The sequence below is a fragment of the Amaricoccus sp. genome (assembly GCF_047602525.1).
GTDB lineage: Bacteria > Pseudomonadota > Alphaproteobacteria > Rhodobacterales > Rhodobacteraceae > Amaricoccus.
Genome location: NZ_JASGHB010000001.1, coordinates 1755442 through 1775631 on the forward strand (window position 1 = coordinate 1755442; position 20190 = coordinate 1775631).

At 69.5% G+C, this 20190-nt stretch carries 13 protein-coding genes and 2 pseudogenes; 5 read left to right on the forward strand and 10 right to left on the reverse strand.

From position 1 onward, the window contains the following. Positions 1 to 14 precede the first annotated feature (14 nt). From QM699_RS09190 to QM699_RS09205, 4 genes and pseudogenes are all read right to left on the reverse strand, one after another. A pseudogene (locus QM699_RS09190) lies at positions 15 to 746 on the reverse strand (DUF4082 domain-containing protein); the annotation flags it as partial. A gap of 409 nt (positions 747 to 1155) precedes the next feature. Beyond that, positions 1156 to 3513, reverse strand: a pseudogene (locus QM699_RS09195) (N,N-dimethylformamidase beta subunit family domain-containing protein); the annotation flags it as partial. A 346-nt stretch (positions 3514 to 3859) separates the two neighbouring features. After that, entirely contained in the window at positions 3860 to 5005 is a 1146-nt protein-coding gene (locus QM699_RS09200) for a GTP-binding protein (protein ID WP_415010842.1), read from the reverse strand. Positions 5006 to 5110: 105 nt separating this feature from the next. Then, positions 5111 to 6616 carry a S10 family peptidase gene (locus QM699_RS09205; protein WP_415010843.1) on the reverse strand — a complete coding sequence of 502 codons (1506 nt, stop codon included), beginning with the start codon at positions 6614 to 6616 and terminating at the stop codon, positions 5111 to 5113. Between the two features lie 351 nt (positions 6617 to 6967). Between QM699_RS09205 and QM699_RS09210 the strand changes: the two genes are divergently transcribed. The 3 genes from QM699_RS09210 to QM699_RS09220 are packed head-to-tail and all read left to right on the forward strand — an operon-like array spanning position 6968 to position 12651. Then, on the forward strand, positions 6968 to 8173 hold the full coding sequence (locus QM699_RS09210; RefSeq protein ID WP_415010844.1) for an efflux RND transporter periplasmic adaptor subunit: 1206 nt from the start codon (positions 6968 to 6970) through the stop codon (positions 8171 to 8173). Between the two features lie 3 nt (positions 8174 to 8176). Further along, complete coding sequence (locus tag QM699_RS09215) at positions 8177 to 11281, forward strand: efflux RND transporter permease subunit (protein WP_415010845.1); 3105 nt, start codon at positions 8177 to 8179, stop codon at positions 11279 to 11281. After that, on the forward strand, positions 11278 to 12651 hold the full coding sequence (locus tag QM699_RS09220; RefSeq protein ID WP_415010846.1) for an efflux transporter outer membrane subunit: 1374 nt from the start codon (positions 11278 to 11280) through the stop codon (positions 12649 to 12651). The genes QM699_RS09215 and QM699_RS09220 overlap by 4 nt, the downstream gene beginning before the upstream one ends. 101 nt (positions 12652 to 12752) lie before the next feature. Here QM699_RS09220 and QM699_RS09225 read toward each other — a convergent pair whose 3' ends face one another. The 4 genes from QM699_RS09225 to QM699_RS09240 form a co-directional block, all read right to left on the reverse strand. Then, positions 12753 to 13220, reverse strand: coding sequence for a hypothetical protein (locus QM699_RS09225; protein WP_415012726.1), 468 nt, complete (start codon positions 13218 to 13220; stop codon positions 12753 to 12755). Continuing rightward, positions 13221 to 13508: a hypothetical protein gene (locus QM699_RS09230; RefSeq protein WP_415010847.1), complete on the reverse strand. Its 288-nt coding sequence runs from the start codon at positions 13506 to 13508 to the stop codon at positions 13221 to 13223. 71 nt (positions 13509 to 13579) lie between these two features. After that, positions 13580 to 15049 (reverse strand): peptidoglycan -binding protein, encoded by a 1470-nt coding sequence (locus QM699_RS09235; protein WP_415010848.1) that lies wholly within the window; start codon positions 15047 to 15049, stop codon positions 13580 to 13582. 1 nt (position 15050) lies between these two features. Next, positions 15051 to 16220 carry a biopolymer transporter ExbB gene (locus tag QM699_RS09240; protein WP_415010849.1) on the reverse strand — a complete coding sequence of 390 codons (1170 nt, stop codon included), beginning with the start codon at positions 16218 to 16220 and terminating at the stop codon, positions 15051 to 15053. A 118-nt stretch (positions 16221 to 16338) separates the two neighbouring features. Here QM699_RS09240 and QM699_RS09245 point away from each other — a divergent pair, with 118 nt between their 5' ends. Both QM699_RS09245 and QM699_RS09250 read left to right on the forward strand, forming a co-directional pair. After that, the gene (locus QM699_RS09245) at positions 16339 to 17256 is read left to right on the forward strand and encodes an SPFH domain-containing protein (protein ID WP_415010850.1); all 918 of its coding nucleotides are present in this window, start codon (positions 16339 to 16341) and stop codon (positions 17254 to 17256) included. Further along, entirely contained in the window at positions 17253 to 17687 is a 435-nt protein-coding gene (locus tag QM699_RS09250; protein WP_415010851.1) for an NfeD family protein, read from the forward strand. The genes QM699_RS09245 and QM699_RS09250 overlap by 4 nt, the downstream gene beginning before the upstream one ends. 642 nt (positions 17688 to 18329) lie before the next feature. On the opposite strand, the gene QM699_RS09255 is transcribed toward QM699_RS09250, so the two are convergent. Beyond that, positions 18330 to 19109: an ATP-binding cassette domain-containing protein gene (locus tag QM699_RS09255; protein WP_415010852.1), complete on the reverse strand. Its 780-nt coding sequence runs from the start codon at positions 19107 to 19109 to the stop codon at positions 18330 to 18332. Positions 19110 to 19114: 5 nt separating this feature from the next. Beyond that, the gene (locus tag QM699_RS09260; RefSeq protein WP_415010853.1) at positions 19115 to 20188 is read right to left on the reverse strand and encodes an ABC transporter permease; all 1074 of its coding nucleotides are present in this window, start codon (positions 20186 to 20188) and stop codon (positions 19115 to 19117) included. Positions 20189 to 20190 lie beyond the last annotated feature (2 nt).

Genomic DNA, 20190 nt, shown 5'->3' on the forward strand with positions numbered 1-20190 from the left:
TCGGTGATCTGGTAGCTGATCGTCACCGTCTCGGACTGGCCCGCGGCGAGGTCGCCGAACTGGGCCGGATCGAGCAGCAGCACCCCGGCCGCCGACAGGGTGTACGCGACGGTGCGGCTGGCGTTCGACGAGGCGACGCTGATCGGCGTGAGCACGCTCAGCGTGTCGCCATCGGGATCGCTCGCCCCGGCGAGCAGGTTGATCTGCGTCGCCGCGGCATCCTCGTTGGTGGTCGGCGCGACGATCGGCGTGATCGTCGGGGCGGCGTTCAGCACCTGCCGGAAGGTGACGTCGAGCCAGTAGTTCGACGCATTGTAGCTCGCGGTCGGGAAGTTGCCCGGACCGACGCCGAAGACGCCGGCAAGGCCCGAGAGTACGCCGTCGCTCGAGGTATGCGTCGTCGCGAACCAGCCGCCGGTGTAGGCGTAGTTGTCGGTGGTGCCATAGGACACGACATACGTGGTGTTGGCCGCCAGGGCGACCGGCGTCGAGAGCGTCGCGGTCTGCCATCCGGTGGCGCCGGAGGCCGACGTCACGGTCGCCTGCCCGAGCTTGGTGCCGCTGGCGCTCCAGAGCGTCAGGGTGCGGGTGTCGGTGTCGCCCGCATCGGCGGCGCCGCGATAGTAACGCAGCTCGGTCACGTAGCCCGACGCGTTCGAGCGGAAGCGCATGCCGAGCTCGTAGTCGGTGGTGTCGCCCGTCTCGACCGCGGCGGGCGCGGTGCCGGACGGGAAGACGTGCGACATGAGGCTCGAACTCGTCCACGTCGGTGACCCCGACGTTGAGCGCCTGGGTGACGGAGGTGATGCCGTCGCTGGCGCTCACCGTCACCTGATAGATGTTGTCGCCGTTGGCATCGAGGGGCAGCTCGAAGTTCGGCGTGTCGAGGAACGAGAGCAGTCCCGTCGCCGCGTCGATGGTGAACTTCGCGGAGTCCGCCCCGCCGGTGATCGAATAGGCGAGCGCGTTGCCATCCGCGTCCTGCGCGATGACGGTGCCGACGCTGGCGCGGTTTTCCGGCGTGGCGAAGGTTGCCGACGAGGTGAACGTCGGCGCGTGGTTGCTGGTCGCGTCGGCCGGCTTGAAGGTCAGGTCGACCCAGTAGTTCGACGCGGCCCAGCTCGAGTTCGGCATGCCGGCGCCATAGCCGTAGACGCCATTGCCCCCGCCCGAGCCGGTCACGGCGGAGCGGATGACACCGTATGGGCCCCAGAACGAGTCGTTGTCGAGGCCGTCGAACGACTCCTCGCGGTCGGCGGCGAAGAAGCCGTTCGAGGCGACGTAGTTGTCGGCGGTGCGGTAGGAGACGATGTATTCCACCCCCGCCTGCAGCGCGACCGGCGTCGACAGGGTTGCCGTCTGCCAGCCGGTCTCGCCCGCGGTCGAGGTGAAGGTCACGGTGCCGAGCAGCGTGCCGTCCGCGCGCCAGATGTGGCCCTCGCGCACGTCGGTGTCGCTGGAGTCGAGGCTGGAGCGCCAGTACTTCAGCTCGTTCACCACGCCCACCCGATCGACGGTGAAGCGCATGCCGAGTTCGACGGGGGTGTTATCGTTGTGCAGCGTCGCGGTGTCGGTCTTCGGGGCGACGCCGTTGAAGAAGCTGTAGTGTTCGGGCGCGCCCACCGTCACGGTCTTCTGGTCCGAAAGGGCGTTCGTGACGTTCAGGCTGTCGTCGATCGCCCGGGCGAGCACGGTGTAGGTGCCCGCCGCCGCCGGCTGCCAGGTATAGCTCCAGTGCGCCCAGCCGTCGGTGGTGCTGGCCACGTGCCAGTTGGCGCCGCCGTCGACCGAAACCTCGACGACCGCCACCTTGCCGTCGGTCGTGGCGGCGTTGTGGTCGTCGTCGGTCGCCGTGCCGGTGAGCGTCACCGCCGAGAGCGCGGCGACCTGGGCGGGCGGCGTGCTGATCGCGGCGGTTGCCGCCACGTGGTCGTTGGACGCGGTGGCCCGCTTCAGGCCCTGGGAGACCAGCATCGCGTCGCTGACGCCCGGCTGGATCCCCATGTCGGCGAACATGTTGATGGTGAACTGCTGCAGGTCGGTGTTGGCGATCTGCGCGCCGTAGGGCGAGCTGTCGTGCTCGTTGCTGAGACCCCAGCTCCAGAACGTGCTGCCGGCGCCGAACACCAGCGCGCCGCTCTCGGTGCGATAGAGCGACAGGTTGTGCGTCGCGGTGCCCGGCGTGACGGTGTTGCCCTGGTCCACCAGGATGCCGTCCCAGGCGATCGTCGTGCCCGAGAGCTTGATGAGGCCGGCCGGCCGCAGCAGGTCGTCGGGCGAGGTGTCCCACTCGTAGCCGAGGATGCCGGGGGCGATGTCGAGCTTGCCGCCGTTCGCGACGCTGGTGTCGCGCCAGACGCGCAGGCCGGAATACTCCGACGGCACGTCGAGTGCGCCGCCGAACTGGCCGGTGCCGTCGGGCCCGAACAGCTGGCCGGTCAGCGCGTTTTCGCCGCAGTGGCAATAGGGGCAGAGGCCGGTGATCGGATCGACGTCGGCGAGGTTGCCGCCCCCGGCGTGCGGGTTGCCGTGGAAGCGCGTGTCGCGCCAGGTGCCGGTCCAGATGTCGGAGGGATCGAGGTTGTAGTAGTCCGCCGGCCCCGCGTCGGGATTGGCGACCGCCACGGTCTCCTTGTAGCAGACGAGGGTGCGGTAGGCGGTGCCGTCAGCGCTGATCGCGGTGTCCCAGCGCGTCTTCCAGTAGCACTCGTTGCCGCTCCAGAACAGCAGGTTCACGCCCGCGTCGCGGGCCGCCTCGACGTTGGCGCGCTGATCGCCGGACCAGTACTCGTCGTGCCCGACCGAGATGAACGACTTGTAGTGCTTGAGATAGCTCGCGCCCAGCCGGTCGGTGTCGACCCCGGTGATGTAGGAGACGTCGTAGCCGTTCTTCTCCAGCCAGTTGACCGCGGCGTAGTCGGCGCCGAACAGGTAGTCCTGGCCGCCGGACGCCCAGCTCTGGCCGGTGTCGGTGATGATCGGGCGGTTGTAGCTGACCGCATAGGCGCGGTCCTCGTTGTACGTGCCGCCGCCCGGGATCGGATCCCAGTTCACCCGGCCGCTCGGGTCGCCGTAGAGGTTCGCGCCGACCGCGCCGTTGTTGCCGCCCCAGCCGTTGTAGGCCTGCCAGGTGGTGTCGGAGGTCTGCAGCACGATGTCGTGCGTCTCGCCGTCGTTGCGGACGATGAACGGGACCTGATTGGTGGCGCCGTCGATCGGGTTGCCGTTGGCATCGAGCCGCTGCAACCGGGCGAGGTAGACGCCGGAGACGGCGTCGTCGGGCACCTGCCAGCTGTCGGTCACCGACCAGTTGCCGGCGTCGACGAGGCCGCGGCTGGCGTCATAGAGCGCCTCCGGCTGGACCTTGGCGTTGGCGTTGGTCCACTCGGCGACCTCGCGCGCGCCGTCGCCGCCATAGTAGCCGAGGCGGAAGATCTCGACCTTGTAGTCGCTTCCGGCGTCGTCGTTGACATTGATCTTGAAATCGACCCGCGTCCCGGCGTTGACGCTCATATCGGTGGCGAAGCCCTCGATCCGGTTGCTGTGCTCCGCATCCCAGTAGGACTTCGGCGCACGCCCTTCGGTCTTGGCGTTCTCGTCGACGATCTTGTTCAAAATACCAGACTCCCCCGCGGCACTCGCGCGAGCGGGACGTCGGCTCCCTCAAACCCAAGGCGGCGATCCATCCCATCGCCGCCAGACCCGCAAATCGCTCACCCGGGAGATATCTCGGATCCAGATAAAATGTCAAATAATTTTCTGGTTAAACTAAACGCTAACCATAGTACATATTAACTATAGCTAGAATTAACGCAAAAATATTCTCGGGATGCAACAGAATTATGGATGCCAACGGCCGTCAATGGGCGGGTGGGTGTACCAGGCAACTGTCGAGCGCGGCACCGATCGCCGCACGGTCGAATCCCGACCCGATGAACACGAGCTCCTGCCGCCGGTCGCCGAACGGCGCACGCCAGTTCGCCCGGATGCGGGCCTGGGCGTCGGCCTCGGGCGGCCAGTGGGTGTGCGGCATCGCCGCCCACCAGCGGCCCATCGGCCGGATGTCGGCCAGTGCACCGGCAAGGCTGAGCTCGAGAATGTAGTCAGGCTGGCTCGCCACCCAGAACCAGCCCTTGGCCCGCATCACGCCCGGCAGGTTGCCGGTCAGCACCTGGCGGACACGCGCAAGGTCGAACGGCGCCCGCGCCCGCCAGACGAAGGACGAGATGCCGTATTCCTCGGTCTCCGGAACGTGGCTCGCGAAGCCGTTCATCTCCTGGACCCAGAGCGGGCGGGTGCGCGCCGCCTCGAAATCGAAGAGCCCGGTGTCGAAGACGCTGGCGAGAGGCACGTCGCAGAAGTCGGTCTCGATCAGGCGTGCGGCCGGGTTGAGGCCGGCGATGATCCGGCGCGCCGCGGCCACCCGCTCCGGCCCGGCGGCCGTCACCTTGTTGAGCACGATGACGTCGGCAAACTCGATCTGATCGACGAGCAGCTCGACAAGCGTCCGCACATCGTCGGAGTCGCGCACCTCGCCGCGATCCGACAGGAAATCACGGCTCTCGAAATCGGCGGTCAGGTTCACGGCGTCGACCACCGTCAGCATGGTGTCGAGCCGGGCCACGTCGGCGAGACGGACCCCGGCCTCGTCGCGATAGTCGAAGGTGGCGGCGACGGGCAGCGGCTCGCCGATGCCGGTCGATTCGACCAGCAGGTAGTCGAAGCGCCCCTCCGCCGCGAGACGCCGCACCTCGGTCAGCAGGTCCTCGCGCAGCGTGCAGCAGATGCAGCCGTTGGTCATCTCCACCAGTTGCTCGTCCCGGCGCAGCACCGCCGGCCCCTCGGCGCGCACGCGGTCGGCGTCGATGTTCACTTCCGACATGTCGTTGACGATGACGGCAATGCGCAGACCCTGGCGGTTGCGCAGGGCGTGGTTCAGCAGCGTCGTCTTGCCCGCGCCGAGAAAGCCGGACAGGACCGTGACGGGCAGGAGCGCGGAAGACATGAAACTCGGAACTCCGGGACGACGGCGGATATTAGGCGGGGAACCCGCCATCTCGCCATTCGACCGAAAGGATAAGGATCCGGTTGACGCGCCGCGCCCGCACGCTCAGCCGGACTGCCCGACGTAGAGCGCCCGCGCGTCCGCGCGGAAGGCCCGGCGCGAGTCGGACCGGGTATAGAACATGTGGCCGCCCGGATACGTCACCTGCCGCAGCCGGTCGCCCGACCCCGAGACGTCGAGCTGGCGCAGGATCAGCTCGGTGCCGAAGTAGGGCGTCACGAGATCGGTGCGCCCGTGGGTGACGAGCACGCGCAGCGCCGGGTCGAGCGACAGGAGATCGGCAAGGTCCGTCACCGCCTCCGGCTGGCCGCGGTGGCTGCCCCAGTCCCAGCCGCGCGTCACGTCGGCGTTCAGCAGCTGGTAGTCCCGGTTCGGCAGCCAGTCGAGCGTGTCGCGGTAGAGGCCGAGCATCGCCGAGGTGAGCGGGGCGGTCATCGCGTCGAGCACCGGGTCGCTGCCCCGGTCGCGCCCGCTGGCCGTGACGGTGGCGTCGTAGACGCTGGTGCGCAGGTGCTCGTCGCGGCGGCTCTCCCGGGCGAACTCGCCGGCGTCGATCCGGCCGTCCTCGCGCGCGACCGCGGCACGGTCGAGGCCGGTCAGCGCCGAAACCCGGTCGACCAGCCGCTCGACCGCCGCCCGGTCGTGGACGCCGCGCAGCAGGTCGGCGAGGAAATCGCCGGCGGCGTAGTCCTCCGCCGCACGCAGAGCCTCTTCGGAGAACGTCCCCTCCGCGTCCATGTGCACCGCCGCGAGCGACGGCAGCAGCGTCACCATCGGCAGCGGCGCATAGTCCGGTTGCTGCCACCAGCCGAAGTCGAGCACCGGCGAGACCAGCGTCAGCCCGGACAGCGCCAGGCCGTGATCGTCGCGCAGGTGCTGGGCGACGATCGGCGCGCGGAAGCCGCCATAGCTCTCGCCGACGAAGTACTTCGGCGAGCCGACGCGATCGTTGTCGACCAGCCAGCGGCTGATCGCCTCGGCCAGCACCTTCGCGTCGCCGTCCACCGAGAGGTAGCGGCTGCGGGTCCGATCGTCCGGGTCGACCAGCCGGCTGAACCCGGTCCCGACCGGGTCGATGAACACCAGATCGGTGAAGTCGAGCCAGGTGTCGGGGTTCGGCAGCAGGTCGGGCGGCTGGGACGGCACGATGCGGTCGCCCCCGAGCGGCAGCAGCCACGGGCCGACGGCGCCGATCTGCAGATAGGCCGAGGCCGCGCCCGGGCCGCCGTTCACCAGGAACGTGACGGGCCGCCGACCGTGCTCCTCCCCGTCGATGGTATAGGCGACGAAGGCGAGGTCGGCTTCTTCCCGGCCGCCCGGCGCGGTGATCGTGATGGCCGAGGCGGTGGCCTCGAACGCCAGCGTCCGGTCGGGCAACACCAGTTCGTGCCGGGTGACGCTCGGCCCCGGCAACCTCGGAGCGGCCGGCGCAGGCGCCTCGGCCGCGGGGGCGGACGGAACCGCCGCGGGCGTGTCGGCGACGGCGCGGGAGACCGTGGCGAGACCGGCCGGCGGAACGGCGAGGCAGACGACGAGGAGCAGGAGGCGCACGATGGACGGCAGCGGCGAGCCGTTCGCCCCCCGCGCGTCCCGGCAGTGCCGACAACGTGACGGAGGCATCGGTCCGGAAGGAGGCGGAGTCAGGGCGAGCCAATCTGACATCCCGTTCACCAATAAGGAGATTTCGCGGCGCGTCAACAATTCATCAACCTTTTCCCGGCGGCACGGATACATTGTGATATATCTTGATTCTCGATATCACCGCGCCACACCGCAGCTTGAACGCCCGGCTGTGCACGATTCCGTCGCGATTTCCGTGGCGCCCGCATGCGGATGAGCCCATCGAGGCGACGGAAAGGCCCCGCGCGGCCGTTCAAGCGCGAAACGAGGGGAGCGATGAGGATGAGAGGTGGTTTCGCCGCCCGGGCCGGCATCGGCCTGCTGATCGCGCTGCTGACGCCGGCCGCCGCCCTGCCCCAGGCGGGCCCGGGCACGCACGCCAGCGGCCCGAAGTCGGTCGGCGTGATCGAGATCACGAAGGAGCCGGTGCCCTATACGGTGGTGCTGCCGGGCCGCGCGGTCGCCTTCGAGCAGGCCGACATCCGGCCGCGCGTCGAGGGCGTCGTCGTCGACATCCCCTATTCCCCCGGCCGGCAGGTCGCGGTCGGCGATGTGCTGTTCCGGCTGGAGCGCGACAGCTATGCCGCCGAGGAGACCGCCGCGGAGGCGGCGGTGTCGCAGGCGGAGAGCGCGCTCGAGGCGGCGCAGGTCACGCTGCAGCGGTATCAGCGCCTCGAAGGCGCCGGCGTCACCCAGGAGACCGTCGACGCCGCGCGCGTCGCCGAACTGCAGGCCGAGGCGACATTGAAGAGCGCGCAGGCGGCGCAGCAGACTGCACAGCTCAACCTCGATCGCACCGAAATCCGCAGCCCGATCGCCGGCGTCGCCGACGTGCCGGCCGTCTCGATCGGCGCGCTCGTCACCGCGGCACAGACCGACGCCCTCACCACCGTCACCCGGCTCGATCCGATCTATGTCGACGTCGCCGAGTCGAGCGCCCGCATGCTGCGCGTCCGCGAGCGCATCAAGGAGGGCAGCCTCACGCCCGGCGAACGGGTGCAGATGACCCTCACCCTCGAGAACGGCAAGGTCTACGACGCCACCGGCGAGGTCGTCACCCCGGGGGTCCTCGTCTCGCAGACCACCGGCACCCTCAACATCCGGGTGAAGTTCCCCAACCCGAACCGCGACATCATGCCGGGCCAGTTCCTGCGCATGGAGGCGACGCTCGGCACCACCGACGGCATCCTCGTGCCGCAGCGGGCCACCAGCCGCAGCTCGACCGGCGTGCTCACCGCCTTCGTGGTGCGCGACGGCACGGCGGTGCAGGTGACGCTGACCGATGCCGGCAGCCACGGCGACGCCTGGATCGTCACCGACGGGCTCGATCCGGGCGACCGGCTGATCGTCGACGGCCTGAAGAACCTGCGCAACGGCGATGCGGTGACGCCGGTGCCGGTCACGATCGGCGACGACGGCCTCACCCACCCGGTCGACGCCGCCAGCGCCCCAGCCCCAGCCCCCGCCGCGCCGGCACAGGCCGACTGACACATGGCCCGCTTCTTCATCCACCGGCCGGTGTTCGCGATGGTGCTCGCCATCGTCACCGTGCTCGCCGGCGCCTTCGCCATCACCCAGCTCGCGGTGTCGCAGTACCCCGACATCGCCCCGACCACCGTCCGGGTCAGCGCGACCTACCCCGGCGCCACCGCCGACGCGGTGCAGAATTCGGTGACGATCGTCCTCGAGGATGCGCTCACCGGCCTCGACGGCCTGCTCTACACCGAGTCGACGTCCTCGGAAGGCAAGGCTTCGATCACCCTCACCTTCGACGAGTCGACCGACCCGATCGAGGCGCAGAACCAGGTGCAGACCAAGGTCCGCCAGGTCGAGAGCCGGCTGCCCACCAGCGTCCAGACCAAGGGCGTCAACGTCTCGCACTCCACCTCGTCGATCCTGCTCGTCGGCACGCTGGTCTCCACCGACGGCACCCGCAAGCCGGTGGAACTCGGCGACATCCTGACGAACAGCGTCGAGGACGCGGTGCGTCGCACGACCGGCGTCGGCGACGTCAACGTCTTCGGCTCGGGCTATGCCATGCGCATCTGGCTCGACCCGCTCGCGCTCGCCCGCTACGCCTTGACCCCGAACGACGTCGTTTCCGCCGTCGAGGCGCAGAACACCACCGTCTCGGTCGGATCGCTCGGGGCCCTGCCGGTGACGAAGGGCCAGCAGTTCACCGCGACGATGACCGCCCAGAGCCAGCTCCGGACCGTCGCCGACTTCGAGGGCATCCTGCTCAAGACCGACGAGGCCGGTGCCTCCGTCACGCTCGGCGATGTCGCCCGCGTCGAGATCGGCCAGGAGAGCTATGGCTCGGATTCGCGCTTCGACGGCCTGCCGGCGGCGGGCTTCGGCGTCAACCTCGCCACCGGCGCGAACGCCGTCGACACCGCCGCGGCGGTGCGCGCCACCCTCGACCGCCTGGCCCCCTCGCTGCCCTCCGGCGTCGAGTTCCGCATCGCGCACGACACCTCGCCGTTCGTGGAGGCGTCGATCAGGAAGGTCTACGAGACGCTGATCGAAGCGATCGTGCTGGTCTTCCTCGTCATTCTCGTCTTCCTGCAGAACTGGCGCGCGACCTTCATCCCGATCATCGCCGTACCCGTGGTGCTGCTCGGCACCTTCGCGATGCTCTGGGGCCTGGGCTTCTCGATCAACACGCTCACGATGTTCGCCATGGTGCTGGCGATCGGCCTGCTCGTCGACGACGCCATCGTCGTCGTCGAGAACGTCGAGCGGCTGATGCACGACGAGCATCTCGGCCCGGTCGAGGCCACCGAGAAGAGCATGGGCCAGATCACCGGCGCGCTCGTCGGCATCGCGCTGGTGCTCTCGGCGGTGTTCCTGCCGATGGCGTTCTTCGGCGGCTCGACCGGCGTGATCTACCGGCAGTTCTCGGCGACGATCATCACCGCAATGCTGCTCTCGGCCTGCGTCGCGCTGATCCTCACGCCCGCGCTCTGCGCGATGATGCTGAAGCCGCACGCGGGCCGCGAGATCCTGCCGGCGCGGCTCTTCAACCGCGGCTTCGACGCGGTCAGCCGGGTCTACGTGCGCGCCGTGCGCGCCATCGTCGCCCGGCCGTTCTGGATGCTGCTCGTGCTCGCCCTCGTCCTGCTCGGCGCGTGGCAGCTCTATTCCCGGCTCACCTCGTCGTTCCTGCCGCAGGAGGACCAGGGGGCGGTGATGGTCCGCATCCAGCTCGTCGAGGGCGCGACCCAGGCGCAGACCATCGCCGCGGTGAAGGACGTGGAGACCTATCTCCAGACCGAGGAGAAGGGCACGGTCGTCTCGACCTTCGCCGCGCTCGGCTTCGGCTTCGCCGGCACGGGGCAGAACACCGCGATGATGTTCGCCAGGCTCGACGACTTCGACAAGCGCACCGACCCCAGCCGCTCGGCCGGCGCCGTCGCGCTCCGCGCCAACAAGCATTTCGCCGGCTATCGCAACGGCCAGCTGCTCTTCATGCTGCCCCCGGCGATCCCCGGCATCGGCAACACCGCCGGCTTCTCGATGTACCTCGTCGACCAGGCGGGCGCCGGCACCGAGGCGCTGATCGACGCGGCCCGGCAGCTCGAGTCGCTGGCCGCGGGCGACTCGCGGCTGCAATCGGTGGTGGCCGAGGGCGTCGATGCCGAAAGCGCGCTGAAGCTCGAGATCGACCAGCAGAAGGCCGAGAGCTTCGGCCTGTCGCTTGCCGAGCTCAACGCCATGCTGTCCGTGGTCTTCGGCGGCAGCGAGGTGAACGACTTCATTCTCGGCGACTCGCTCCGGCCGGTGCTGGTGCAGGGCGACGCTCCCTACCGCATGCAGCCCGAGGACATCGACGACTGGTATGCCCGCAACGCCTCGGGCGAGATGGTGCCCTTCCACGCCTTCATGACGACCACCTGGGCCCCCGTCGCGCCGAGCCTCGCCCGCTTCAACGGCCAGGCCGCGCTGCAGGTCTCGGGCCAGCCCGGGCCCGGCGCCTCGTCCGGCGAGGCGATGGCGGCGATGGAGGAGCTGGCGAGCCGGATCCCCGGCGGCTACTCGGTCGCCTGGACCGGGATCAGCTATCAGGAGCAGCAGTCGGGCAATCAGGCGCCGTATCTCTACGCGCTCAGCGTCCTCGTCGTGTTCCTCTGCCTTGCCGCGCTCTACGAGAGCTGGACCGTGCCGCTCTCGGTCATGCTCGCGGTGCCCGTCGGCGTGCTCGGCGCGCTCGCCGCGGCCTATTTCCTCGGCCAGTCCAACGACGTGTACTTCAAGGTCGGCATCCTCACGACCATCGGCCTCGCCGCCAAGAACGCCATCCTGATCGTCGAGTTCGCCGCCGACAGCGAAAAGCGCGGCAAGCCCCTCCTCGAGGCGATCGTCGAGGCCGCCGCCCTCCGGCTCCGGCCGATCCTGATGACGTCGATCGCCTTCACCCTCGGCGTGCTGCCGCTCGCGGTCGCCACCGGCGCCGGTGCCGCGGCGCAGAACTCGATCGGCATCGGCGTGCTCGGCGGTGTGTTGACCGCGACCTTCATCGGCATCTTCATGGTGCCCGCCTTCTACGTCGTCGTGCGCCGGCTGTTCGGTGGCGCCAAAGTCCGGAGCCCCGCGTGAAGCCCGCCCTGCCCCTCCTCCTCGCCGCCGCCTGCACGGCCGGCCTCGCCGCCTGCACCGTCGGCCCCGACTACCAGACCCCGAGCATCGGGATGACCTCGCGCTTTGCCGAAGGCGACGGCGCGAGCCTCGGCGACGTGGCGATGGACCGCTGGTGGCAGGGCTTCGGCGACCGGACGCTCGACGCACTGGCCGACCGCGGCCTCGCCCAGAACCTCGACATCGCGACGGCGGTGGAGCGGATCAACCAGGCCCGCGCCGCGCTGCGCACCACCGGCGCCGCCGACCTCGTCTCGGGCAACATCAGCGCCGACACGACGCGGGCCAAGAGCCAGAGCGGCGCCATCGGCACCTCGTCGTCCGGCTCGGCCAACGCCCAGCTCGTCCTCGATGTCTTCGGCGGCGAGGCGCGCGCGCGCCAGCAGGCGGAGGCCGAGCTGGAGGCGAGCGAACTCGACGTCGGCACCGCCCGCCTCGCCTTCCTGTCGAGCCTCGTCGGCGACTACGTCGACGCGCGCTATTATCAGGAGGCGACCGCGATCACCCGCAGCCTGATCGACGCGCGGCAGCAAACCTTCGAGCTGGTCGAGCGGCAGCGCACGGCCGGCCTCTCGACCGATCTCGACGTGCTGCAGGCCCGCGCGCTGCTCGAACAGACCCGCGCGACGCTGCCGGGGTTCGAGCAGGGCTTCCACAGCGCCGTCTACGCCATCGCGACGCTGCTCGCCGAGCCGGCCCAGCCGCTCCTCGACGCCCTGCAGCGCGGCGCGTCCCAGCCGCGGCCGCCGCGGAGCGGCGAGGCCGGCGTGCCCGCCGACCTGCTGCGCAACCGACCCGACGTGCGCTCGGCCGAACGCGACTATGCCGCCGCGGTGGCCGCGGTCGGTGTCGCGGAGGCGAACCTCTATCCCTCGCTCGACCTCTCGGGCGTCGTCAACGTCGCGAACCCGTCGAGCTGGAGCTTCGGCCCGTCGCTGGTGCTGCCGGTACTGAACCAGCCGCTGCTGCGCGCCAACCGCGACCAGGCGGTCTCGGCGGCGAAGCAGGCCGAACTCGAGTGGCGCTCGACGGTCCTCTCCGCCGTCGAGAACGTGCAGGCCGCGCAGGGCGCGACCCGGCGCAGCCGCCGCGAGGTGGCCGCGCAGCAGGCCGCCACCTCGACATACCGGCAGGCACGCGACCTCTCGCGCGAGACCTACGAGGCCGGCACCACCACCTTCCTCGACCTCCTCGACGCCGAGCGCTCCGCCGGCACCACCGCGCTCGCGCTGGCGCTGTCGATCCGCGGCCTTGCCAACGACTGGACCGCCCTCCAGGTCGCGACCGGCCGCGGCTGGGCGACGGGCCCGACCACGACTGTCCCGGACTGAGGCGCCCGCCGGCCGGGGCGGCCGGCGCCATCGAGGATGAATCCGCGCTAATTCACCCCCCTGCCAACCATTTCCCGTGTCCGCTCACCGCGGCGGCAGCGTCACAGCAGAAGGTCCGCCGCGGTCAGCTCGCCTCCCGAAACCACGAGCGCGAAGTCGATCGCCCCGTCGTCGCCGGCACCGCCGGTCAGCCGCCCGCCGGAAAACCGCAGCTCGCCCGCGGCGCCGCTGAACCAGTCCGCGCCGACGAACTCGAACCCCTGCACCCCCCGCGTGCCTGTGTCCGCGTCGACCCCGCGCAGGTCGATCCGGTCGCCCGTGCCGAGGTCGACAATCACGTCCGAGCCGCCGCCCCAGCCGATCTCCGCCGCCGAGGCAAAGCGGAAGACGTCGCCGCCCGGGCCGCCGCGCAGCTCGTCCGCCCCTTCGCCACCGACCAGCACGTCGCGGCCCCAGTCGCCGGCGAGGGTATCGTCGCCTGCCCCGCCGCGCAGCACGTCCGCGCCGACGGCGCCGCTCGCCCCGTCGTCGCCGGCACCGCCGAGCAGCAGATCGGCGCCCGACAGGATCTAGCCCATCGCGCTTTCGCCGTCGCCATCGAGCAGGAACGCATTGAACGTGTGGACGTCCCGGCTGAACCCGGTGACCTCCCACTGCAGCGCCGAGTCCTCCGAATGGGCGACGCTGCGCAGCGTCCCGCAGACCTCCGTGCCATAGAAATAGATCTCACCGCCGTAGTCGGTACGGCTCGTGCCGCTCGTCACCGTCACGCCATCGTCGGTCACGTCCGACGTGCCGCCGTTGTCGACACCGACCGAACTCATGTCGACTGCCGAATGCGCCGTGTAAGTCGCCACACGGAAAATCCTCCCCCAAAATACGCGCGCTCTGCGCCGTTCGGGAGGACTTGTCAGCGGCGATCTGCCGGCTAGCGCTCGGTCAGCTTCAGCTCGATCCGCCGGTTCCGCGCCAGCGCTTCCGGGGTCGTGCCGGGGTCGATCGGCTGGTACTCCCCGAACCCGGTCGCGGCCAGCCGGTCCGGCGGCAGCCCCTGCTCCTCGGCGATGTAGCGCACCACCGACAGCGCACGCGCCTCGGACAGCTCCCAGTTGTCGCGGAACGGGCTGCCGGGGCTGACCGGCGTGGTGTCGGTGTGCCCGTCCACGCGCAGGATCCACGGAATGTCCGGCGGGATCTGGTCAGAGACCTCGCGGATGACCGTCGCGACGCGGGCGATCTGCGCCCGCCCCTCGTCGTTCAACGTCGCCGAGCCGGGCGCGAACAGCACCTCGGAGGGGAACACGAAACGGTCGCCCACCACCTGCACGCCCTCGCGCTCGCCGAGGATCTTGCGCATCTGGCCAAAGAACTCCGAGCGATAGTTGGCGAGATCCTTGGCCTCGGCCTCCAGCCGCGCCTTCTCGCGCGCGTCCGAGATCGCGAGCTTCGCCAGCGCCGCGTTCAGGCTCGAGCCCAGCGTCTCGATCTGCACCTGACTCGACGCGTCCTTCGCCGCCGAGGCGTCGAGCAGCCCCTGGATCGACGCGAGCTGCGCGCGCAGCTCGGCGGTCTGCTGGTTCAGCAGCGCCACCTGCCGCTGTCCCTCGGCCGAAATCTGCTTCTGCTCGGCAAGGAGCGCATTCGCCTGCGCCAGCTCGGCCATGCGCTTCTGCGCGTCGGTCAGCGCCTTCGACGTCTGCCCCTTCAGGCCGGCCTGCGCCGCCTGCGCCGCGGCGAGCAGCGTCAGCGTGTCCTCGGCCTTCTTGCGCTCGGCCTCGAGCGACAGCGTCATCGCGGTCAACTCCGCGTCGGATGCCTGCAGCCGCTTGCGCAGCTCCTCGGCGGCCGCCGCCTCGGCCAGCCGCGACGCCTCGGCATCGGACAGCTTCTGCGCATCGGCCGCCGTCGCCCCCTTCGCGGCCTCCACGTCCTTCTGCAGCGACGCGGCCAGCGCCTCGAGCGCGGCGCGCTTGGCCTCCGCCAGCCGTGCCGCCGCATCGCTCGCGTCGGCCGCGCCCTGAAGCTCGGTGTTCTGCGCCACCAGACGCGCGACCTGCGCCTCGAAATCGGTGATCTTCGCGTCGGCCGCCGCCTTTTCGCCGGTCAGCCCGGCAATGCGTGCCTGCGCCTCGGTCTGCGCCGACTGCAGCGTCGCCACCAGCGCGTCGCCGCGGTCCGCCCGGGTCCGTTCGAGCCCGAGGGCGTCCGCGAGGTTCGCCACCTGCAGCGACAGCTCGTCGAGTTCCTTGGTCTGGCCCGAGATCGTGTCGCGCAGCACGAACTGCACGATCATGAAGATCGAGATCACGAAGAACAGCACCAGGACCAGCGCCGTCATCGCATCGACGAAGCCCGGCCAGATCGACGGCGGCATCCGCGAGCGGCGGGAGAGCGCCATCTCAGTACCTCGCGCGCGACGCGACGGCGCGCAGCGCCTCGGTCAGCTGGGCGATGTCCTGGCGGATCTCCGTCACCATGTCCTGCCGCCCGGCGGAAAGGTCCTCGAGGATGCGCAGCACCTGCGTGTCGATCGAGCGCAGCCGCGCCCGCGTCTCGGCGTCGAGCCCGCCCGCCTCCTCGTCGCGGTTGCCGAGGATCTCGGCCACCCGTTCCTGCGAGGCGATCAGCCGCTCGAACAGCGCCCGGTCGACCGCATCGGGCTTCGGTGCGGCGAGGAGCTGCATCAGCTCCACCACCCGCGCGTCGGTCGCGGCACTGCGCGCCACGCTCTGCTCCACCGTCTCGCGCAGCGCGTCGATCTGCGCCCCGGTCTCGCCGATCACCGTCAGCACGTTCGCCGCGGTCAGCGCCTCCTCCGGGTCGACCCCGGTGATGCCGAGCTTGGTGATCGAGGAAAGCCATTCCTCCAGCTCGCGGTAGAAGCGATTCTGCGCGTGGCTCGCGAAAAGCTCGAGCAGGCCGACGACCAGCGACCCCGAGAGGCCGATCAACGACGAGGCGAACGCGGTGCCCATGCCGCCGAGCTGGCCCTCGAGGCCGCTCATCAGCTTGTCGAACACCTCGACCGCGGTCTGGCCCTCCTGCGGCGCCAGCGTGCGGATGGTGTTCACCACCGCCGGCACCACCGTCGACAGGCCGTAGAACGTGCCGAGCAGGCCGAGGAAGATCAGCAGGTTGATGAGGTAGCGCGTCAGGTCCCGCTGTTCCTCGATGCGGGTGCCGACGAACTCGAGGATCGAGCGGGTCGAGGTCGAGGTCAGCGCCTTGCGCGCCCGCCGCTCGGACAGCATCGCGGCGAGCGGCACGAGCAGGCGCGGCGGCCGGGCGAAGTCGGCGCCGGGGATGTCGAGCGCGAACCCCTCGATCCAGCTCACCGAGCTGATGAGCGACGCCACCTGCCAGAAGCAGGCGAAAACGCCGACGAGAAACACGAAGACGATGAAGACGTTGAGATAGAGCGAGGCGAGAAAGACCGGCTTCACATGCGGGAAGAGCAGCACGCCGACGGCAGTGACGAGGCCGAGCACGATCAGCATCGAGACGATCTGCCGAACCGGCTGGCTGAACTGGGGATCGCTGGTGTGGCTCAGCACCATCTTGTTGGCCAAGGGCAATTCTCCAAGCCGCCGGGGGATGCCCGGACCTTACGACGGGCCGCGTCGCTTTCCAACCGGCTTCTCTTGCAGCACAATTGCCGCCAGAGGCCCATTGGAGGAAACCGGATCCATGCCGATCTATGCCGCGGCGATCGCCATCCTCGTCTTCGCCGCCATCCTGGTGTTCACCACGGTCAAGTCCGTGCCACAGGGCGAGAACTGGACGGTGGAGCGGTTCGGCCGCTACGTCCGCACCCTGCAGCCGGGCCTTGCGTTCCTCGTGCCGATCCTCGAGCGGGTGGGCAGCCGGATCAACATGATGGAGACGGTCCTCGACGTGGAGGAGCAGGAGGTGATCTCCCGCGACAACGCCATGCTGAAGGCCGACGCGGTGGCGTTCTATCAGGTGGTCGACGCCTCGCGCGCGGCCTACGAGGTGCGAAACCTCGAGCAGGCGCTGAAGAACATCAGCCAGACGAACATCCGCGCCGTCCTCGGCTCGATGGACCTCGACGAGGCGCTCTCCAACCGCGATGCGATCAACCAGCGGCTGCTCGGCGTCATCGACCACGCCTCGACGCCCTGGGGGGTGAAGGTGACGCGCGTCGAGATCCGCGATCTCGCGCCGCCGCCGGACATCACCCAGGCGATGGCGCGGCAGATGAAGGCCGAGCGCGAGAAGCGCGCCGAGATCCTGACGGCGGAGGGGCAGAAGCAGTCGGCCATCCTCAAGGCCGAAGGCCAGCGCGAGGCACAGATCCGCGAGGCCGAGGGGCGGCGGCAGGCGGCCTTCCTCGACGCCGAGGCGCGGGAGCGCGCGGCGGAGGCCGAAGCCAAGGCCACCACGATGGTTTCCGAGGCGATCGCCCGCGGCGACGTGCAGGCGGTCAACTACTTCGTCGCGCAGAAATACACCGAGGCGCTGCGCGACCTCGCCGCCAGCCCCAGCGCCAAGACGGTGCTCATGCCGCTCGAGGCGTCGAGCCTGATCGGCTCGATCGCGGGCATTGCCGAGCTGGCCCGCGCCGCGACGAGGCCGGCGCCATGAATCCGTGGTGGTGGGTGGCGCTCGCCATCGCGCTCGGCGCCGGCGAGATGCTGACGACGACCACGCTGCTGCTCTGGTCGGCGCTGGCGGCGCTCGGCACCGCGGTGGTGTTCTGGGCCAGCGGCCCGGCCGGCTGGCCCGTGCAGGTGGCGACGTTCGCCGTCCTGTCGATCCTCATCACCGTCGCCGGCCGCCTGGTGCTGGCGCGCCGCCGCCCGGCGATCGCGGGCAGTTCGCTCAACCGACGCGCCGAACAGCTCGTCGGCCGCGACGGCGAGGTTCTCGCCTTTGACGGGATCGAGGGGCGAATCGTCATCGACGGCGTTCCCTGGCGGGCGCGGCTCGAAGGCGCTCTGCCGATGCCGGCCGTGGGCGACCGGGTGCGCATCGTGGCGGCAGAGGGGATCGTCGTGGTGGTGCGGCCGCTCTGAGGCACCATCCGCGCTGCACAATTCCTGCTCATTTCGCATCCTGCAAAGAATCATCGGCGGATTATTGCCGATCCGGCAGGGTCGCGGCGGCGCGCGCAGCAATAGGTTAAAATACTGCAATCGCTCGAATTTGCATCACGCTCCACCGCCGCGCGCCGCCTTGGACGGACATTCCGCAACCGATGCGCGCGCGATCAAGTCGCCAAACGACAATCGCGCGCCGCGAAGCCTGTTGCGCCAAACCATCGCATGTCGCTTAATGTCCTCGTGATCCCCTCGAACCAGACGATCACAGGGCCCGGGACAACACACCCCATCCCTCAACCCCGTCCCCGGCCGTTCCAAAGGCGGGTGTTCGCGAAAGCGGACACCCGCCGATCGCTTTCGGAGGCGTTCGCCCCCCGTCAGACACCTTCAACCCAACCGTCTAAGCAAGCGCATTCCGCGAACGGGAAGGCGCAAACCAGAGCGTGCGAAAAACCGGCACGCTGGATTAGACACTGGCCGCCTATCAAAAGCCAATGGCGGCCCTGCGCAACCGCAAAGCCGCCATCGGGACGAAAACCCTGTCGAGTGTAGCCCACATGCCGCACCCCCGGTTTACCCGGGTTTGCCGGCGGATCGCTCCGCCGGCACGCCCGGTCAGGCCGCGATGGCTTCCTGCGGCGGTTCCTTCGCGCCGGTCATGAACGCCACCGCGTCGGACATGCTGTAGTCCTTCGGGTTGATGACGCAGAGCCGCCGCCCGAGCCGGTGGACGTGGATCCGGTCGGACACCTCGAAGACGTGCGGCATGTTGTGGCTGATGAGAACCACCGGCATCCCGCGCGAGCGGACCTCCTGGATCAGGTCGAGAACCTTGCGGCTCTCCTTCACGCCCAGCGCCGCCGTCGGCTCGTCGAGGATGACGACCTTGGATCCGAAGGCGGCCGCCCGGGCCACCGCCACGCCCTGCCGCTGGCCACCCGAGAGCGTCTCCACCGCCTGGTGGATGTTCTGGATGGTCATCAGGCCCAGCTCGGACAGCTTCTGCCGCGAGAACGCCGCCATCGCCGCCTTGTCGAGCTTGCCGAACCAGTCGCCCATCACCCCCTTCATGCGGATCTCGCGACCCATGAACATGTTGTCGGCGATGGACAGCGCCGGCGACAGAGCGAGGTTCTGGTAGACCGTCTCGATGCCCGCATCCCGCGCCTGCATTGGCGAGGTGAATTGGATCTGCTTGCCCTCCAGCTTGATCTCCCCCTCGTCGGGGGTGATCGCGCCGGAGATCGCCTTGATGAGGCTCGACTTGCCGGCCCCGTTGTCGCCGATCACCGCGAGGATTTCCCCGGGCATCAGCTCGAAGTGGGCGTCGTTGAGCGCGGTGACGCGGCCGTAGCGCTTCACGAGACCACGCGCAGTCAGGATGGGTTCAGCCATGTCGATTACCCCGCAACCTTCCGGATCCACTGGTCGATGGCGACCGCGAAGATGATGAGCAGGCCGATGAGCAGGTAGGTCCACTGCGGATCGGTCCCGAGGAGGCGCAGGCCGAGGGCGAAGACGCCGACGATCAGCGCACCGAACAGCATGCCGAGGATCGAGCCGCGGCCGCCGAAGAGCGAGATGCCGCCAATCACCACCGCGGTGATCGACTCGATGTTCGCGAACTGCCCCGCGGTCGGCGAGACCGAGCCGATGCGGCCGATCAGCACCCAGCCGGCAAGCGCGCAGATCAGGCCCGAGATGGTATAGACCGAGATCAGGGTCTTCTGGACCTTGACGCCCGCCAGCTCCGCCGCGTCGGGATCGTCACCGATGGCGTAGACGTGGCGGCCCCACGCGGTCTGCGTCAGCGCGTAGTTCAGCGCGAAGACGAGCACCACCATGGCGATAACGCCGAGGGTGAAGACGGCGCCGCCGAGCTTGATCTGCGCCCCGAAGAGCTGCAGCAGCGGGGCCTGCGCCTCGATGTCCTGGCTGCGGATCGTCTCGTTCTTGGAATAGAGGAAATTGGCCGCCAGCACGATCTGCCACATGCCGAGCGTCACGATGAACGGCGGCAGCTTCACCCGGGCCACCAGGAAGCCGTTGATCCAGCCGATCGCGCCGCCGATGGCAAAGCCGCAGAGGATCGAGATCGGCGCCGGGATGCCGTAGCGGAAGGTGAACTGCCCCATGATGACCGACGAGAACACCATGATCGCGCCGACCGACAGCTCGATGCCCGCGGTCAGCACCACCAGCGTCTGGGCCGCGCCGACGATGCCGGTGATCGCCACCTGCTGAAGGATGAGCGTCAGCGTGAAGGCGGAAAAGAACTTCGTCCCCAGCAGCCCGCCGAACAGCGCCAGCGACAGCACCAGCACGATCAGCGGCACCAGCGCCGGGTTGCCATGCAGCGCGTGCTGCGCCCGCTCGATGAAGGTCTTGCCGTGGTTCTCGAAGGAGGCGACCTCCGTCGAGCTGTCCTTGAGAACTTTCTCGAATTCCTGTGACGGCGCCTTTGTATCGGCCATCG

What these genes read in the sequence shown, in the direction of transcription:
- QM699_RS09200 (WP_415010842.1), bottom strand. Translation starts at nt 5,005, where the DNA reads ATGTCTTCCGCGCTCCTGCCCGTCACGGTCCTGTCCGGCTTTCTCGGC.
- QM699_RS09210 (WP_415010844.1), top strand. Translation starts at nt 6,968, where the DNA reads ATGAGAGGTGGTTTCGCCGCCCGGGCCGGCATCGGCCTGCTGATCGCG.
- QM699_RS09215 (WP_415010845.1), top strand. Translation starts at nt 8,177, where the DNA reads ATGGCCCGCTTCTTCATCCACCGGCCGGTGTTCGCGATGGTGCTCGCC.
- QM699_RS09235 (WP_415010848.1), bottom strand. Translation starts at nt 15,049, where the DNA reads ATGGCGCTCTCCCGCCGCTCGCGGATGCCGCCGTCGATCTGGCCGGGC.
- QM699_RS09245 (WP_415010850.1), top strand. Translation starts at nt 16,339, where the DNA reads ATGCCGATCTATGCCGCGGCGATCGCCATCCTCGTCTTCGCCGCCATC.
- QM699_RS09250 (WP_415010851.1), top strand. Translation starts at nt 17,253, where the DNA reads ATGAATCCGTGGTGGTGGGTGGCGCTCGCCATCGCGCTCGGCGCCGGC.
- QM699_RS09255 (WP_415010852.1), bottom strand. Translation starts at nt 19,109, where the DNA reads ATGGCTGAACCCATCCTGACTGCGCGTGGTCTCGTGAAGCGCTACGGC.
- QM699_RS09260 (WP_415010853.1), bottom strand. Translation starts at nt 20,188, where the DNA reads ATGGCCGATACAAAGGCGCCGTCACAGGAATTCGAGAAAGTTCTCAAG.